Origin of the sequence: Rhizobium sp. CB3090 (assembly GCF_029714285.1) — a bacterium.
In the GTDB taxonomy this organism is placed as follows: domain Bacteria; phylum Pseudomonadota; class Alphaproteobacteria; order Rhizobiales; family Rhizobiaceae; genus Rhizobium.
On record NZ_CP121662.1, the window covers coordinates 2,360,419 to 2,374,700 of the forward strand.

General features: G+C 59.6%; 20 protein-coding genes. 12 read left to right on the top strand and 8 right to left on the bottom strand.

Annotated elements, in window-relative coordinates; genetic code table 11:
* Positions 1–4 precede the first annotated feature (4 nt).
* Positions 5–1,039 (bottom strand): Gfo/Idh/MocA family oxidoreductase, encoded by a 1,035-nt coding sequence (locus tag QA646_RS11435; RefSeq protein ID WP_283055578.1) that lies wholly within the window; start codon positions 1,037–1,039, stop codon positions 5–7.
* A gap of 133 nt (positions 1,040–1,172) precedes the next feature.
* Here QA646_RS11435 and QA646_RS11440 point away from each other — a divergent pair, with 133 nt between their 5' ends.
* From QA646_RS11440 to QA646_RS11450, 3 genes are all read left to right on the top strand, one after another.
* Positions 1,173–2,216, top strand: coding sequence for a substrate-binding domain-containing protein (locus tag QA646_RS11440; RefSeq protein WP_283055579.1), 1,044 nt, complete (start codon positions 1,173–1,175; stop codon positions 2,214–2,216).
* Between the two features lie 90 nt (positions 2,217–2,306).
* The gene (locus QA646_RS11445) at positions 2,307–2,696 is read left to right on the top strand and encodes a group II truncated hemoglobin (protein ID WP_283055580.1); all 390 of its coding nucleotides are present in this window, start codon (positions 2,307–2,309) and stop codon (positions 2,694–2,696) included.
* 8 nt (positions 2,697–2,704) lie between these two features.
* The gene (locus QA646_RS11450; protein ID WP_283055581.1) at positions 2,705–3,082 is read left to right on the top strand and encodes a DUF423 domain-containing protein; all 378 of its coding nucleotides are present in this window, start codon (positions 2,705–2,707) and stop codon (positions 3,080–3,082) included.
* Between the two features lie 44 nt (positions 3,083–3,126).
* Here the strand turns inward: QA646_RS11450 and QA646_RS11455 are convergent, their stop codons facing one another.
* The 5 genes from QA646_RS11455 to QA646_RS11475 form a co-directional block, all read right to left on the bottom strand.
* The gene (locus QA646_RS11455; RefSeq protein WP_283055582.1) at positions 3,127–3,441 is read right to left on the bottom strand and encodes an antibiotic biosynthesis monooxygenase; all 315 of its coding nucleotides are present in this window, start codon (positions 3,439–3,441) and stop codon (positions 3,127–3,129) included.
* An 18-nt stretch (positions 3,442–3,459) separates the two neighbouring features.
* Positions 3,460–3,738, bottom strand: a complete 279-nt coding sequence (locus QA646_RS11460; RefSeq protein ID WP_283055583.1) for a hypothetical protein — start codon at positions 3,736–3,738, stop codon at positions 3,460–3,462.
* Positions 3,735–4,133: a DUF2325 domain-containing protein gene (locus QA646_RS11465; protein ID WP_283055584.1), complete on the bottom strand. Its 399-nt coding sequence runs from the start codon at positions 4,131–4,133 to the stop codon at positions 3,735–3,737. The genes QA646_RS11460 and QA646_RS11465 overlap by 4 nt, the downstream gene beginning before the upstream one ends.
* Before the next feature lie 126 nt (positions 4,134–4,259).
* Positions 4,260–5,549, bottom strand: coding sequence for a TonB family protein (locus tag QA646_RS11470; protein ID WP_283055585.1), 1,290 nt, complete (start codon positions 5,547–5,549; stop codon positions 4,260–4,262).
* 4 nt (positions 5,550–5,553) lie between these two features.
* Positions 5,554–5,997 carry a hypothetical protein gene (locus tag QA646_RS11475; protein ID WP_283055586.1) on the bottom strand — a complete coding sequence of 148 codons (444 nt, stop codon included), beginning with the start codon at positions 5,995–5,997 and terminating at the stop codon, positions 5,554–5,556.
* A gap of 185 nt (positions 5,998–6,182) precedes the next feature.
* Between QA646_RS11475 and QA646_RS11480 the strand changes: the two genes are divergently transcribed.
* From QA646_RS11480 to QA646_RS11510, 7 genes are all read left to right on the top strand, one after another.
* On the top strand, positions 6,183–6,356 hold the full coding sequence (locus QA646_RS11480; RefSeq protein WP_283058845.1) for a hemin uptake protein HemP: 174 nt from the start codon (positions 6,183–6,185) through the stop codon (positions 6,354–6,356).
* A gap of 9 nt (positions 6,357–6,365) precedes the next feature.
* Entirely contained in the window at positions 6,366–7,433 is a 1,068-nt protein-coding gene (locus QA646_RS11485; RefSeq protein ID WP_283055587.1) for a ChuX/HutX family heme-like substrate-binding protein, read from the top strand.
* A gap of 10 nt (positions 7,434–7,443) precedes the next feature.
* Positions 7,444–8,376 carry an ABC transporter substrate-binding protein gene (locus QA646_RS11490; protein WP_283055588.1) on the top strand — a complete coding sequence of 311 codons (933 nt, stop codon included), beginning with the start codon at positions 7,444–7,446 and terminating at the stop codon, positions 8,374–8,376.
* A gap of 37 nt (positions 8,377–8,413) precedes the next feature.
* Positions 8,414–9,490 carry an iron ABC transporter permease gene (locus tag QA646_RS11495; RefSeq protein WP_283058848.1) on the top strand — a complete coding sequence of 359 codons (1,077 nt, stop codon included), beginning with the start codon at positions 8,414–8,416 and terminating at the stop codon, positions 9,488–9,490.
* A 7-nt stretch (positions 9,491–9,497) separates the two neighbouring features.
* A complete protein-coding gene (locus tag QA646_RS11500; protein WP_283055589.1) occupies positions 9,498–10,289 on the top strand; it encodes a heme ABC transporter ATP-binding protein in 792 nt (263 codons plus the stop codon).
* A gap of 179 nt (positions 10,290–10,468) precedes the next feature.
* On the top strand, positions 10,469–10,819 hold the full coding sequence (locus QA646_RS11505; RefSeq protein WP_283058849.1) for a hypothetical protein: 351 nt from the start codon (positions 10,469–10,471) through the stop codon (positions 10,817–10,819).
* Between the two features lie 9 nt (positions 10,820–10,828).
* Positions 10,829–11,233, top strand: a complete 405-nt coding sequence (locus QA646_RS11510) for a hypothetical protein (protein ID WP_283055590.1) — start codon at positions 10,829–10,831, stop codon at positions 11,231–11,233.
* A gap of 28 nt (positions 11,234–11,261) precedes the next feature.
* On the opposite strand, the gene QA646_RS11515 is transcribed toward QA646_RS11510, so the two are convergent.
* Together QA646_RS11515 and QA646_RS11520 are read right to left on the bottom strand one after the other, a co-directional pair.
* Positions 11,262–11,813 (bottom strand): RNA polymerase sigma factor, encoded by a 552-nt coding sequence (locus tag QA646_RS11515; protein WP_104823976.1) that lies wholly within the window; start codon positions 11,811–11,813, stop codon positions 11,262–11,264.
* Positions 11,814–11,825: 12 nt separating this feature from the next.
* On the bottom strand, positions 11,826–12,032 hold the full coding sequence (locus tag QA646_RS11520) for a NepR family anti-sigma factor (protein ID WP_283055591.1): 207 nt from the start codon (positions 12,030–12,032) through the stop codon (positions 11,826–11,828).
* A gap of 267 nt (positions 12,033–12,299) precedes the next feature.
* Between QA646_RS11520 and QA646_RS11525 the strand changes: the two genes are divergently transcribed.
* Both QA646_RS11525 and QA646_RS11530 read left to right on the top strand, forming a co-directional pair.
* Entirely contained in the window at positions 12,300–13,094 is a 795-nt protein-coding gene (locus tag QA646_RS11525; RefSeq protein ID WP_283055592.1) for a response regulator, read from the top strand.
* 225 nt (positions 13,095–13,319) lie between these two features.
* Entirely contained in the window at positions 13,320–14,276 is a 957-nt protein-coding gene (locus QA646_RS11530; protein ID WP_283058850.1) for a sensor histidine kinase, read from the top strand.
* The last annotated feature ends 6 nt before the right edge of the window (positions 14,277–14,282 follow it).

Here is a 14,282-nt window from a genome sequence, read left to right on the forward strand (position 1 = left end):
GTCCTTATGCTGAAATGTCTATACGTCGGCCCGATTTGGCGCTTTCGATCGCACCGAGGACCATGGCGAGGCTATGGATGTTGTCGCGGCTTTCGGTTTCCGGCCGCTTGCCCGTCTTCACCGCCTCGATGAAGGACGCGATGACGCTGGCATGCCCATGCGTCTCCTCATCATGCTCGGGACCGGGAACTTCGATTGGGGTAAAACCGTGCAGCAGGCCGGGTTCATGCCCCGCAACGGAAGCTTCGAAATGCTCTTCGCCGTCCCAGGTCAGCATGCCCTTGCTGCCGGTGAGCCGCCATTGGCTCTCCCAGCTCGTGCGCTTGCCTTCGGCACACCAGGAGCCGCGATAGCTGAAGACGACATCGTCGGAAAATTCGAACAGTGCATGCGCGGACGCACCGTGCTTGTACCATGAGCCAGCGGGATTCTTCTCGACGCAATAGACGGCAATTGGCGTCTTGCCGGCAACGAACCGGGCAGCGTCGAAGGTGTGAATCGCCATGTCGAGGAGAAGCACGTTGTCCATCTCCTCCCGGAATCCACCAAAATGTGGCGCCAGAAAGAAATCGCAATGGATGCCGGTAAGCTCGCCGATCGCCCCCTCCTCTACGAGCCGGCGCATGCGGCGCACGCCCGAGATAAAGCGGCGGTTCTGGATGATGGCGTGCACCTTGCCGGTTTCAGTGGCGAGATCGATAAGGGCCGCACCCTCGGCCAGTGAGGTTGCCATCGGCTTTTCGCTCAGGACATGGCAGCCGGCCTTCAGCGCGGTCGACACGATGCCGAAACGGGCAGCGGGAATGACGACGTCGAACACCAGATCGGCCTTCGTCGCGGCAATGACCTCGGCGAGGTCCGAGCCGATGACGGCATTTTCGAGAGAAAACTCCCTCGCAAGGCTTTCAGCGGTCGCTCGATTGAGATCGACCAGGCCGACGATCTCGATGGATTCGGCAAGCGCGGGCGTCGAGGCGATGGCTTTGAGCCAGCCCTTGGACATAGCTCCGCACCCGCACAGAATGGCGTTAAATTTCACGATTTCCTCCAGCGAACGGCGCCAAACTCCTCGTGACACACGTCCCGTAAACGTTTACGATCCTATGCGAAAAGATTTTACTGTGTCAATAGAGGGAGACCGGAAATTGCCGCAGCAAGGAAAATCGCAGTCTATGAAGGGAATCCGTCAGCTTGCCGAACATCTCGATATCTCGATCGGCACGGTATCGCGGGCGCTGAACGGCAAACCGGATGTCAACGAAGAGACCCGCAAGCGCGTGCTCGCCGCCGCAGAACAGCTTGGCTATGTGGCGAACCAATCAGGCCGCAGCCTGCGGCAGGGCACGACGAACGTCATTGGCCTCATGATCCAATCCAGCCGGGAAACCGTTGAAAACAGCGACAATTTTTTCCTGACTGTGACGGGCGGACTGCAGAGCGTGTTCTCGCGCCACAAACTCGATCTGATCATGTTGCCCTGCCCGCATGACGAAGATCCCTATGAATATCTGAAACGGATGGTGGCAAGACGCATCGTCGATGCGCTGATCATTTCGGAGACGCAACGCGTCGACAAGCGTTTCGACTTGCTCGCCAAGACGAAAATCCCTTTTGTGGCTCTTGGCCGCAGCCTTTCGGACGGCAACGCCTCCTGGATCGATTTGGATTTCGATGGTGTCGTCAACAGCGCCGTCGACCGCCTCGTGGCGCATGGGCATCGCCGCATCGCAATTAGCGCCCCTTCCAGCGACATCAATCTCGGTTTCATTTTCGTGGAAGGCTATCGCCGGGCGCTGGAGCGGCATGGCATCGCCTATGACCCGGCCCTGGTCATTCGCGCCAAATCGAGCGAACAGGGCGGCTATCAGGTTGCGGATGAGCTTTTGCGCCTCGAAGACAGGCCAACGGCCGTGATCCTGATCTACGAATTGATGGCCATTGGCTTCTATCAGCGCGTGATGGAATCCGGCATCGTTCCGGGGCGCGACATCGCCGTCGTAGGCTTTCGCGAGGCGCCGCGTGCCAAATTCCTGCAGCCGCCGCTGACCTGCTTTCGCACCTCGCTGCATGATCTCGGCGTCGAACTGGCCGAGATTCTGCTTTCCGGCATGCCCGCCTACAGTCAGGAATATCCCGGGAAAACGCGTCAGACGGTCTGGCCGCTCGAGCTCATCCCTGGGGAAAGCGACGCTTTCGAGCTGACGACCAACAAATAAAGCAGCGCCGAAACGCCGCACCGGCCGCTTCGATGGTTGCGGCATAGCCTGTCAGTTGCCATGTAGGACATCGCAAAGAGGGGCCGGCATTTGAGCGAAGAGACCATCACACTTTACCAGGCAATTGGCGGCGATCGGACCGTACGGACACTGACGGCGCGTTTCTATGAACTGATGGATACGCTACCGGAGGCAGCGAACTGCCGCGCCGTGCATCCGCCAAGCCTCGAAGGCTCCAGCAAGAAACTCTATGAATATCTGACCGGCTATCTCGGCGGACCGCAGCTCTATATCGAAAAACGCGGCCATCCGCGCCTGCGCAGCCGCCATTTCGTTGCCGCCATCGGCCCGAAAGAGCGCGACGAATGGCTCCTCTGCTTCCGCCGCGCCATGGACGAAACCATCGAAAACGAGAAGCTTCGAGCCATCATCTGGGAGCCAATCGAGCGCCTTGCCTTTCATATGCAGAACCGGGAATGAGAAGAGACATGAGCTTCAATGCCATAATCCGTCCACTCACCCTGTTTGTCGCCGGCATTCTCGGCGGCGCGGGTGTCGCGCTCGCGGCCGCGGCATCCCATGGCGGCGATACGCATTTTCTCGGCTCTGCTTCGACTATGTGCCTTGCACATGCCCCTGCCCTGCTTGCCCTCTATGCCGGATACGACCGTATCCGCACCGCGCCGGCGGCAGCGGTGCTGCTTGGGTTGGGAACACTGATCTTTGCCGGCGATCTCGTCAGCCGCCATTTCGGCGGCAATTCGCTTTTCCCGTTGGCCGCACCAACAGGAGGGCTCGGTATGATAGCGGGTTGGGCTGTGGTAGCTCTGGGAGCGTTCTTTAAAAGAGCAGTGACGGAAGCTTGAAGAACCGGCGACTTATCTCGCCTGACTGATATGTAACGACGCCGTCAAACCCCGGCCACCACATTGAATCCCTCGAAGCGAGGCGGTCCCCAGTAGAGGGCCTTGTTGTCTCCGGCATTGCGGTGCGCCATGCGGAAATTCTCGGATTTCGTCCATTTCAGGAAATCCTCTTCACTGCGCCAGATCGTATGCGAGGAAAACAGCGTAAAGCCCTCCTCCACATTCGTACCGCCCCGCAGCAGACGGAACTCTACGAAACCCGGAACCTCATCCAACCGTGAATCGCGGCCTTTCCAAATGTCCTCGAAAGCGCCTTCCGAACCGATGATGACCTTGAAGCGGTTCATCGCAATGTACATGGCTGGATCTCCCGACGGTCAAACCTTCTTGCGGCGCTCGGCAGTTTTGCCCGGTCGTGGAGCAAAGGCAATGACATTCGTGCCGTCATGTGCAGAAATGCCGAGCGGCGCATCCGGTGCTTTACCTGGAAGCCGCGCCTTCCAAAAGGGGAAAGCCGTCACATTTCGAGCCTGTCGCTGCTCTTCCGCGCGGCGTATCAACAGCTCATAGAGTTCCGGTACCAGGCCGTCGCCATTCTGCGAGGCCAGCTTGTGCAGGCCGATCATCGTGAACCCGTCAGGGCCTTTGTCAGTCATCGGGAATTGTCTCGTTCGTTCATAGTCTGCAGCGCCCGCTCGAGGCTCGATTTGCTGCCATTGCGCAAAGGTATGAAAGCCTTGCCGAATTTCTTGCAGCCGGTCTTCACCCGCAGGCAAGCGTCGTGGCTGATACAGTCGATGGGGCAAAAGACGCAATCGACGGAAGGCAGCACGGTATCGATGCGCGACACCGCTTCGCGCAAACCGCCGTCGTGATGGATCAGCTCGGCGCCGAAGCTGCTGGCGATCTGGCGAAGATGCGCGACCTGGCAATCCCGGCCGCCGACATAAAGGAAGCTGCGCCCGTCGAGACCGGTTCTTGCCGATTCCTGCGCCGGCGTTTGCGTCTGGCGGTTATCGCGGCCAGAATCCCTTTTCCCCTTACGCGCCATGCATCACCTGTTTGCCTGCTGGTTGCTCTTTTGTGCTCGATTCCATCGAGCGCGAGGCGACCATATTAAAGTTGAGTTTTGCAGTAAAGAATAAAGTTGATAATTGCGGTCATATTTTATTGCGACCTATCGTCCGGTCACCTGAACCTCTTGCGTGAAGGACCAGCTGGGCTTGCCCCATTCTGGAGGCAGAGGCGGAAACGGCGCAGCGCGTCGAACACCATCCGTCACGGCATCATCCAGTTCAGGAATGCCGGAACTCCGCGCTACGGAAAGCGAACTGAGCTCACCGCCCGCACCGATCGTCAGACGGATACGAACCATCATGCCCTTTTCGTATTTCGAGGACAGACGGACGGCGCGGCGAATGCGGGACTGCACTTTGCCTGGGTAGTTGGCAACTGCCGCACTGCCCGAACCGCTGCGCTGGCCATCGGCCTGCGAATTCGCGTTCGACTGCGCCGTTTCCGTCCCTTCGGCAGCGCCCTTCTTCGAATCCTGCTCGCTCTCACCACCGGAGCCGGCCTTCTTCGCCACCTTCGGCGGCTGCTTCTTGACGACATTCTTTGGTTTTTCGACCGGTTTGGCTGGCTTGACCGGTTTCTCGACCGGGGTCGTCACCACTTCGCTGGGCGGCACGGCTGCTTGTGTGATTTCCGTCGGCTGCACGTCGACCGGTTCCGCCTCGGCGGGCCGAATTTCGGCAGGCTCAGCATCTGTCGGCTGCACAGACGTCATCGATTGAACCACTGTCGTCTCAGCCGGCGCCTGCGTCGCCAGCACCTCCGGCTCCGGGCTGACGACCGTTTCCGGAGACACCTGCTGCAGCGGTTGCGACGGCTGCGCGGCCTCCACGGTCTCGGTCACCGGCTGAACAGCTTCCATTTCAGCGGGCTTTACATCGGCCGGCTGCACCGTCTCCGGCTGCACGGCGTCTGCCGTTATCTCTTCCGGCTGCGGCTCCTTGCTTTCCTCACCTGCCGACATCTGGTCCAGATCGGAGCTGCCGAGCATGATGACGCTGACAGTATCGCCCGCCTCTTCCACAGCATCTTCGGGCGCCGTGACCATCGTCACCAACAAAGCAGCAACAATGACGGCGTGAAAGAGGAACGAGCCGAGGCAGGCGAAGGTGACTGTTTTCTTGCTCGTGGAAAGGCCGCGACTTGGCCCGTCCGCCGGCAACTCCATGGTGGGCGGCTCGGACGCATCGGGCACAGGTTCGGCGGGATGGGCGGGAAAAGAGCCAATATGAGCAAAACGGCTGTAGTGAACTACCGCCTCGGCGGCTGGCGGCCTCGGCACGTCGTCAAGGCCGGTCAGCTCGTGCCCCGGAAGAACGCTCGGATGATTGTCATTCATGTCACCGACAGCGCGGTGACGCTCGATGGAAACCTTGGCCGAGCGGGAGGCCATGATCTCAGCCTTCGAAAGAAACGGAGAGCTGTAAACGTGTGGTGAGCGCGGCCTTACACTCCCCCGCCGCCGGGCCTTCACACACCGGCGTATCGTTGATGATGATACGGCTGACGCTCTCGCACTTCACTCCAGGCATATCGAATTGCCGCACCCGCTTTTTGCCGACCGGCAGGTCGCGAAAATCCAATATGGTCACGCGATCGACCGCATTCTTATCGTTGAAGAAGGCGAGCTCGAAGGAGATCTTGCCGATCGGCGCCGCCAGATCGTTTTCCGCAACGAAGGTCATCATGCAGCCCTTCTGAGACGGCACGAGCGCGTTGAGTTCGACATTGAGCTTCTGCGCATTCGTTGAGGCAGTCGCATCCTGGGCTAAGGCCTGGAGGCAGTAGGCAATGGTGAACAGCCCGCCGGCGGCCACCGCCAAAATCGTCTTCGTCGGCATCGGCAATCTCCCCTGAATATCTGCTGGCAGCGCGGATCAATGCCGCGTGTCCATCGCCTGAAATTAAAACTTGACTCTTTAAGTCTCCTATTGTGTCTTTAGGAAACCTTGAGTATGTTAGTCAAGATAAATCTGGCGGGAACAGAGCCCGGCTTCCTATGAATTTTCAGGCAAAACCAAGCAGGATGATTGCTGAGAAAACACCAATACAGCCGGTGCCGCCGATGGCCGCACCGCACATTAGAATTGTCGAGAGCACGGATATTTTTCGTGGACAGACTGAAATCATGATCAGGCACGAGGGCAGCATCTACCGGATGAAAATCACGCGCCAAGGCAAACTCATTCTCAACAAATAGGCATTGCAGATGACTGAGACGACCAAAGAAACGACCCGATTGGCCCCAGCCGATATCCGCGCCTTTCGGGCTGAAAATTCGAAAATGCGCGAGCGCGATATCGCGGCTCGATTGGGTGTTTCCGAAGCAGCGCTGGTTGCCGCCGAAGTCGGCATTTCCGCCATTCGCATCGATGCCGATGCCCATCGGTTCCTTGCCCACGTCGCTTCCCTCGACGAAGTCCTGGCGCTGTCACGCAACGAAAGTGCCGTGCATGAGAAAATCGGGGTCTACGAAAACATCAAATCAGGCGTGCAGGCGGCCATCGTGCTTGGCGAAAACATCGATCTGCGCATCTTCCCGAAGCGCTGGGCGCATGCCTTCGCCGTCACCAAGACCGATGGCGACCAGCAGCGGCTCAGCCTGCAATTCTTCGATAAGGCCGGTGATGCCGTTCATAAGGTGCACCTGCGCCCCGCCTCGAATGTCGAGGCTTATCACGCCATGGTCGCCGAGCTGCGGCTCGAAGATCAGTCGCAGGATTTTGTCGAGGATCACTCCGGCTACGAGAATAGCGAGATCGACGGCGATGTCAGCCGGGACGAGCTGCGAGACCACTGGAGCCGCATGACGGATACGCACGAGTTCTTCGGCATGCTGAAAAAGCTGAAGATCGGCCGCCAGGCGGCGATCCGTACCGTGGGCGACGACTATGCCTGGAGGCTGGAGACGAGCGCTGTCGCCGAGATGATGCATGCTTCCGTTCGCGAAGGTCTGCCGATCATGTGCTTCGTCGCCAATGACGGTATCGTGCAGATTCATTCCGGTCCGATCTTAAATGTGCAGACGATGGGTCCCTGGATCAACGTCATGGACCCCACCTTTCATCTGCATCTGCGCCAGGATCACATTGCCGAAGCCTGGGCCGTGCGCAAACCGACAAAGGACGGTCACGTCACCTCGCTCGAAGCCTACAACGCCAAAGGCGAGATGATCATCCAGTTCTTCGGCAAGCGGAAGGAAGGCTTCGACGAGCGTCCGGACTGGCGCGCCATCATCGAAAATCTGCCGAAGGCCGACGCCAGCGTCGCCGCATAGGGATCGAGCCATGACGATGTTGAAGAACCTCAAGCGCATAAAGCCTTGGGAAATCGCGCTAACCGCGCTGGTGATGGCTCTGCCGCTTATTCCAGCGAGCCCGGTCAAGGGTGGCTATGGTCTGATCGAACGCGCCCATGCCGCGGAAGCGCCAAAAATCGATACATCCCGCCTCGTTTCGGTCGGCGGCGACGTCACCGAAATCATCTACGCGCTCGGCGAGGAAAGCAGGCTGATCGCCCGCGACTCCACCAGCACGTATCCAGAGGCCGCAGCCAAGCTGCCCGATGTCGGCTATATGCGAGCGCTGTCGCCGGAAGGTATCCTCGCCGTCAATCCGACCGCCATTATCGCAGCGGACGGTTCCGGTCCGCCGGAGGCTTTGGCCGTGCTGCGCAATGCCAGCATACCCTTCGAGACCGTGCCGCAGACCTATGACCGTGACGGCATCCTGAAGAAGATCAATGTCGTCGGCTCGCTGCTCGGCGTGCCGGACAAGACGAAGACGCTGGAGGACAAAGTTGCCGCCGATCTCGATGCGGCAATTGCCGACTCCGAGAAGCGCCCGCAGGCCGAACGCAAACGCGTGCTTTTCATCCTCAGCAACCAGAACGGCAAGATCCTCGCCTCCGGCAGCAACACCGCCGCTGAGGGCATCATCAAGCTGGCAGGCGCCATCAATGCCGTCGGCAATTTCTCAGGCTACAAGCCGCTGACCGATGAAGCGATCATAGAGGCCAAGCCCGACGTGATCCTCATCATGGACCGCGAGGGTCCGCTGTCGATGAAAGACGACGACCTCTTGCAACAGCCGGCGATCTCGCTGACACCCGCGGCCAGCCACAAGGCGATCGTCCGCATGGACGGCCTGCATCTGCTCGGCTTCGGGCCGCGTACCGCCAGCGCCGTGCGCGAGCTAAATGCCGCGATCTACGGGGGCTGAGGTGGCGCTCAACGAGGTCATGCCGGGACTGAAGCGCATGTCGCACCGAAGGGACCGCCGCCGCCGCGAAGGCGACCGCACTGCGCTCTCCCTTTTCGTGTTGATGGGCCTCGTCATCGCCGCTCTCATTGCTTTCGTCTTTTCAATCACGACAGGCGCATCCGATGCCTCGATCGTCGACGTCATCGGCAGTATGGTGAGCGGCGGCACCGACAATGCGCTGAGCAGCCGCGACCGCATCATCATCTTCGACATCCGCCTGCCCCGCGCCATTCTCGGTTTTCTGATCGGCGGCGGGCTCGCGGTTTCCGGCGCGGTCATGCAGGGCCTGTTCCGCAATCCGCTGGCCGATCCCGGCCTGATCGGCATTTCGGCCGGCTCGAGTCTCGGCGCTGTGGGGATGATCGTCCTCGGCGGCGGCATCCTCGCGCCGGTCGCACATGCCTTCGGCATTTTCTCCCTGCCGATATCAGCCTTCATCGGCGGCCTCGTCACCACCATACTTCTCTACAGAGTGGCGACGCGACACGGATTGACATCCATAGCGACCATGTTGCTGGCCGGTATTGCGCTCGGCGCGCTGGCGCTGGCGGCCACCGGCTTGCTGATCTACATGGCCGACGACCGGCAGTTACGTGATCTCACCTTCTGGAGCATGGGATCGCTTGCCGGTGCCACATGGTCCAAGATCGCGGCCACCGGACCAATCATCATTCTCTCCATGCTGCCCCTGCCCTTCATGGCGCGCGGTCTCAATGCGTTGACTCTCGGCGAAGCAGCCGCCTTCCACATGGGCGTCGCCGTGCAGCGGCTGAAGAATATAGCCATCGTCAGCGTTGCGGCCGCGGTCGGCGCCTCCGTCGCGGTCAGCGGCGGGGTCGGCTTCGTCGGCATCATCGTGCCGCATATCCTGCGCATGGCCATCGGCCCGGACCACCGCTTCCTGCTGCCGGCTTCCGCCCTTCTCGGCGGCTCACTGCTCATCATCGCCGACGTGCTGGCTCGCACTATCGTCTCGCCGGCCGAACTGCCGATCGGCATCATTACCGCCGGTGTCGGCGGGCCTTTCTTCCTGTGGATGCTGCTTCGGCAGCGCTCGCGCCTCAGCCTGTGAGTTTTCGATGATTGATGTCTCGAATCTTTCCGTCCGGCTCTCCGGCAAGACAGTCGTGCAGGACGTTTGCTTTACCGCTAAGGCCGGCGCACTCACGGCGATTTGTGGGCCGAATGGCTCGGGCAAGACGACGATAATAAAAGCCATTTCCGGAGAGCTTGCCTATCAGGGTTCGGTACGTCTCGGCGCATCGGAGATCGGCAGCCTTCAAGCCTGGCAACTGGCTGAAATGCGCGGCGTGCTGCCCCAGGCGAGCGCCCTCTCCTTTCCCTTCACCGTTCGGGAGATCGTCCGTATGGGACTGACCAGCGGGCGCAACGGCCATCCCGAACAGCCCGATCGCATCGCCGCCGAGGCGCTCTCCTCCGTCGATCTCGCCGGCTTCGAGGGGCGCTTCTATCAGGAGCTTTCCGGCGGCGAGCAACAACGTGTGCAACTCGCCCGCGTGCTTTGCCAGATCTCCGAGCCTGTCGTCGACGGCAAGCCGTGCTGGCTGCTTCTCGACGAGCCCGTCTCCAGCCTCGACATCAGTCATCAACTGACCATCATGACGCTTGCCCGGCAATTCTGTCGATGCGGCGGCGGCGTCATCGCCGTCATGCATGATCTCAACCTCACTGCCCTCTTCGCCGACCAAATGGTCTTGCTCAAGAATGGGCGGTTGCGGGCGGCAGGTCCGGTTCGGGACGTTCTGACCGACCGACATTTGCAGGATGTCTTCAGTAGCGCACTAAAGGTCAATCGTATCCCCATCGACGGCGTGCCCTTCGTTCTCGCCCACAGCGCACTGACGGACTGACCTTCCTTTCGCCAAATCTGGAACTTTTCGTTGCATCGCCGCGTTGATGATCGGTGATCCAGATCAATGTTCTGCGCGATCGACAGCGCAATATGTCTGGCAGCATTCGCTTATTGCAAAAGCCGGCGCAGCTTTGCAGCGCCAGGCCAAAGACGCTAACGACGCAAGGGAGAAAGACCATGGCAACATCCATCCTCCATTCGGCGCGAGCTAAGCGTAATGGCGGCAGCCTGCACGACCTCGAAGCCAGCATCGAGGAGCAGATCGAACATCTGCGCAACGAAATTGCCGCTTTCGCCAAGATCGTCGGTGAAAACAGTGCTGTCCAGAGCAAGGCGATGCGCGCGCGCGCCGAGACCGGGTTTGAGGATTTGGCGGCTCGTGGAGAAGACTTGCTGCGTGAATTGCAGCACGGTTATGCCAGGGGCACGCGCGAAATGCGCAGAACCGTGCGCCAACATCCCATCGCCACTATCGGGGCTGCTGCAGCTTTCGGATTGGCGTTTGCCCTGCTTCTGTCACGCCGTTAAGGAGCTGCAATGCTGGCTCCACTCCTCGGCCTGCTTCTCTCGGGCACATTGAGCCGCACCGTTGCGCGTACAAAGCGCGACGGTGTTTTCATTGGCATCGCCACTATCCTCCTTCTAACGGCCTATTCTTTTGCCCTCATAGCTGCCGCTATCTGGTTGGCAACGATCTATGGCCTAGCCGTTTCGGCGCTGCTGATTGCCGCCGGCGCTCTGCTGCTCGCGCTGATCGTTCTCGTCATCATGATCATCATCGATAAGCGGGAAGAACGCCGTGCCCGCGAACGCCGCGCCGCCTTGGAATCGATGGCTGTCGCGGCGCTCGGCCTTGCAAAATCGCAACCGCTGCTAACCGCCGCCATCGCCACCGCCCTGGTGTTCGGCAACTTGCTTGGAACGAAGACGCGGGACGATTGAGAGCGGACTTGATACAGATTGGCTTTATCTAAAAAGCAAATGCCTTGGACGTCAAAGGTGCTGAGGTGGCATCCGGGCCGAAGTCCGCTTCTCCGGAAATCTGCAGCAATTCCTGCAGCCGCTGGCGGGCGCGATTGACCCGGCTCTTGATGGTGCCGACAGCGCAGCCGCAGATTTCGGCGGCTTCTTCATAGGAAAAGCCGGACGCGCCGACCAGGATGATGGCTTCACGCTGATCGGGCGGCAATTGATCCAGCGCCTTGCGGAAATCCTGCAGGTCGAGCGCTCCGTATTGCGAGGGATGCGTCGCCATCGATTCCGTGAACAGCCCGTCGCTATCCTGCACCTCTCGGCCGCTCTTGCGCATCTGGCTGTAGAGTTCGTTGCGCAGGATGGTGAAGAGCCAGGCCTTCATATTTGTGCCCATCTCGAAATGGTCCTGCTTGGCCCAAGCCTTCATGATGGTGTCCTGCACGAGATCATCGGCACGGTCATGGCGGCCGGTCAACGAGATCGCAAAGGCACGCAGGCTCGGCAGGGCGGCCAGGAGTTCGCGCTTGAAGCTCGGTTGCGGTTCCATGACGCTTCCTCCTTAATCGGAGACTTTTGCGGAAGCCAAACGTTCGGCCTGATCCAGCTTCTCGAGTAGGTCGAGCAAGCGATCCGGAATGGCCTCATCCTGCACCGCGGCATAGAAGGAGCGCAGCCGGTTGCCGATTTGATTGTTGGGATCGAGGATATCGACCGCACGCACGTCAGGCCCTTTGCGGTCCGCATCCTCTTGATTTTGGGTGGTCATTTAGCCTGCTCGCTTCCGCATTTCTTGCGTTCATGGATTCAGGGTGTACCTCTATGCACCCCGGTGTGGAAGGCCACTGCCCCCCTCACATCCGCCTTGGCCCGAATTCGGAGAGGTTGAAGCCTACTGTTCGTCGGCAGGGGTAATGTCCTTCCTCAAAAAAAGTTCCGATGCCGAGGAACTTTTTTACCGAATTTGCGTTTGTTTGTCATTGCAGTCTTGGAGGCTGTGTTTCAATTAGGAATTGATAAAGGGCGGGAGCCATTGATGACACTTTCCACACGCATTGCGCCGCATCTTCCTTATTTGCGCCGCTATTCCCGTGCGCTGACGGGGACACAGACGTCGGGTGACGCCTATGTCGCGGCGGTTCTGGAAGCGATCATTGCCGATCTTTCCATCTTCCCGGACACGCCCAACGACCGCGTTGCACTCTATAAACTCTTCACACAACTCTTCGGTTCCACGGCGATCCAGATCCCGGAACCGACCTCGCCCTATGCTTGGGAGCAGCGCGCCTCGGTCAATCTTGCCAAGGTTTCTCCAGTCGCCCGCCAGGCCTTCCTACTCGCCTCCGTCGAAAACTTCCGTCTCGGTGAAATCGCCGACATTCTCGACGTGACTGAAACCGAGGCCATGAATCTGCTCGACAAGGCATCACAGGAAATTTCACGCCAGGTCGCGACCGACATCATGATCATCGAGGACGAACCGCTGATCGCGATGGACATCGAGCAGATGGTGGAAAGCCTCGGACATCGCGTCACCGGCATCGCCCGCACCCATGCGGAGGCGGTTGCCCTGCATGATGCCACCAATCCCAGCATGGTGCTCGCCGACATCCAGCTTGCCGACGGCAGCTCCGGCATCGACGCCGTCAATGACATCCTCAAGACATCGAGCATTCCGGTCATTTTCATCACCGCTTTCCCCGAGCGGTTACTGACCGGCGAGCGGCCGGAGCCGACCTTCCTCGTGACCAAGCCATTCAATCCCGACATGGTGAAAGCTCTGATCAGCCAGGCGCTTTTCTTCAACGAAACCACAAAGGTGGCCGCCTGACCCGAATCGACATTTTGTCGCGGAACAAAAAAAGCAACGGGACGTTCCGGCAGCTTAGGGACGCTTTACCGACTGTTATAGCGAGTGACCGTACAAACCGGATTAAGTTCTTCCGGCTGAGAATACCCTGTCGGCAGGGTTCTCGAAATTGGAGTGAAAGGCAAGCCGGTGAACACGACTGAACCATTATCCGGCGCGCCTTTAAGTTTTGAAGGCAAGACCGCTATGATGGAGCGGGCGCTGGGCAGTGCCGGCATCTCGATCCTCTTTCAAGACCCAAGCCTTGCGATCCGCTATGCGGAAAACCTGCCAGATCATCTGAAATCGTCCCTCATCATCGGCGGCACGGACATCCATCTCTTCGGCCAGAAAGATGGCGAACATCTGTCTCACCTGAAACGCGGGGTGCTTCAAAGCGGCAAGCCTGTCAGCGCGGAAGTGGAGTTTGTGACCGGCGACGGCGTGCGCATTTACGAGCTGAAAATCGAGCGCCTCGGCGGGCGCAAGCCGCAGGGACTTCTCTCCGTCATCACCGAGGTGACGGAGAGCCGCCACCGCGAAAAAGTATTGAAATCGCTGCTGCGAGAGCTGTCGCATCGCTCCAAGAATCTTCTGGCGATCATCCAGGGCATCGCGACGCAGACGGCGCGTCACACGCTGTCGCTCGACAACTTCCTGATCAAGTTCCGCGGACGCCTGCAATCGCTCTCGAATTCACAGGACCTGATCACCGATTCAAGCTGGCGTGGCGCCTATCTGTTCGAACTCGCCGAAAAGCAATTCGCCCCCTATTGGCCCGATGCCGGAGTGCCGATGCCGATCTATGGGATCAATGCGCATCTCACGCCGAATGCCGCCGTCCATCTTGGGCTTGCCCTGCACGAGTTGATCGTCAATTCCGCCTCGCACGGCGCCATCTCCGCCGGCGCCACCAGCATCACGCTGAATTGCAAGGAGGCCGAACTCGATGGCAAGAAGGCGATCGAGGTGGCCTGGTCGGAGCGCTTCTATTTTCCAGCCGATCATGAGTTCGAGGACAACAGCTTCAGCCGTACCGTGCTGGAGCGGGTCGTGCCGACGTCCATGAACGGACGCGCCCAGTTCGCGATCGATGATGACAGCATCGGCTATCGCCTGACGATACCCGAAACCGAATATGAAATCCTGAAACGCCAATTCTAGAGCACT

What these genes read in the sequence shown, in the direction of transcription:
- QA646_RS11440 (WP_283055579.1), top strand. Translation starts at nt 1,173, where the DNA reads ATGAAGGGAATCCGTCAGCTTGCCGAACATCTCGATATCTCGATCGGC.
- QA646_RS11450 (WP_283055581.1), top strand. Translation starts at nt 2,705, where the DNA reads ATGAGCTTCAATGCCATAATCCGTCCACTCACCCTGTTTGTCGCCGGC.
- QA646_RS11455 (WP_283055582.1), bottom strand. Translation starts at nt 3,441, where the DNA reads ATGTACATTGCGATGAACCGCTTCAAGGTCATCATCGGTTCGGAAGGC.
- QA646_RS11460 (WP_283055583.1), bottom strand. Translation starts at nt 3,738, where the DNA reads ATGACTGACAAAGGCCCTGACGGGTTCACGATGATCGGCCTGCACAAG.
- QA646_RS11465 (WP_283055584.1), bottom strand. Translation starts at nt 4,133, where the DNA reads ATGGCGCGTAAGGGGAAAAGGGATTCTGGCCGCGATAACCGCCAGACG.
- QA646_RS11470 (WP_283055585.1), bottom strand. Translation starts at nt 5,549, where the DNA reads ATGGCCTCCCGCTCGGCCAAGGTTTCCATCGAGCGTCACCGCGCTGTC.
- QA646_RS11475 (WP_283055586.1), bottom strand. Translation starts at nt 5,997, where the DNA reads ATGCCGACGAAGACGATTTTGGCGGTGGCCGCCGGCGGGCTGTTCACC.
- QA646_RS11480 (WP_283058845.1), top strand. Translation starts at nt 6,183, where the DNA reads ATGATTGCTGAGAAAACACCAATACAGCCGGTGCCGCCGATGGCCGCA.
- QA646_RS11485 (WP_283055587.1), top strand. Translation starts at nt 6,366, where the DNA reads ATGACTGAGACGACCAAAGAAACGACCCGATTGGCCCCAGCCGATATC.
- QA646_RS11490 (WP_283055588.1), top strand. Translation starts at nt 7,444, where the DNA reads ATGACGATGTTGAAGAACCTCAAGCGCATAAAGCCTTGGGAAATCGCG.
- QA646_RS11495 (WP_283058848.1), top strand. Translation starts at nt 8,414, where the DNA reads ATGTCGCACCGAAGGGACCGCCGCCGCCGCGAAGGCGACCGCACTGCG.
- QA646_RS11500 (WP_283055589.1), top strand. Translation starts at nt 9,498, where the DNA reads ATGATTGATGTCTCGAATCTTTCCGTCCGGCTCTCCGGCAAGACAGTC.
- QA646_RS11505 (WP_283058849.1), top strand. Translation starts at nt 10,469, where the DNA reads ATGGCAACATCCATCCTCCATTCGGCGCGAGCTAAGCGTAATGGCGGC.
- QA646_RS11510 (WP_283055590.1), top strand. Translation starts at nt 10,829, where the DNA reads ATGCTGGCTCCACTCCTCGGCCTGCTTCTCTCGGGCACATTGAGCCGC.
- QA646_RS11515 (WP_104823976.1), bottom strand. Translation starts at nt 11,813, where the DNA reads ATGGAACCGCAACCGAGCTTCAAGCGCGAACTCCTGGCCGCCCTGCCG.
- QA646_RS11520 (WP_283055591.1), bottom strand. Translation starts at nt 12,032, where the DNA reads ATGACCACCCAAAATCAAGAGGATGCGGACCGCAAAGGGCCTGACGTG.
- QA646_RS11525 (WP_283055592.1), top strand. Translation starts at nt 12,300, where the DNA reads ATGACACTTTCCACACGCATTGCGCCGCATCTTCCTTATTTGCGCCGC.
- QA646_RS11530 (WP_283058850.1), top strand. Translation starts at nt 13,320, where the DNA reads ATGATGGAGCGGGCGCTGGGCAGTGCCGGCATCTCGATCCTCTTTCAA.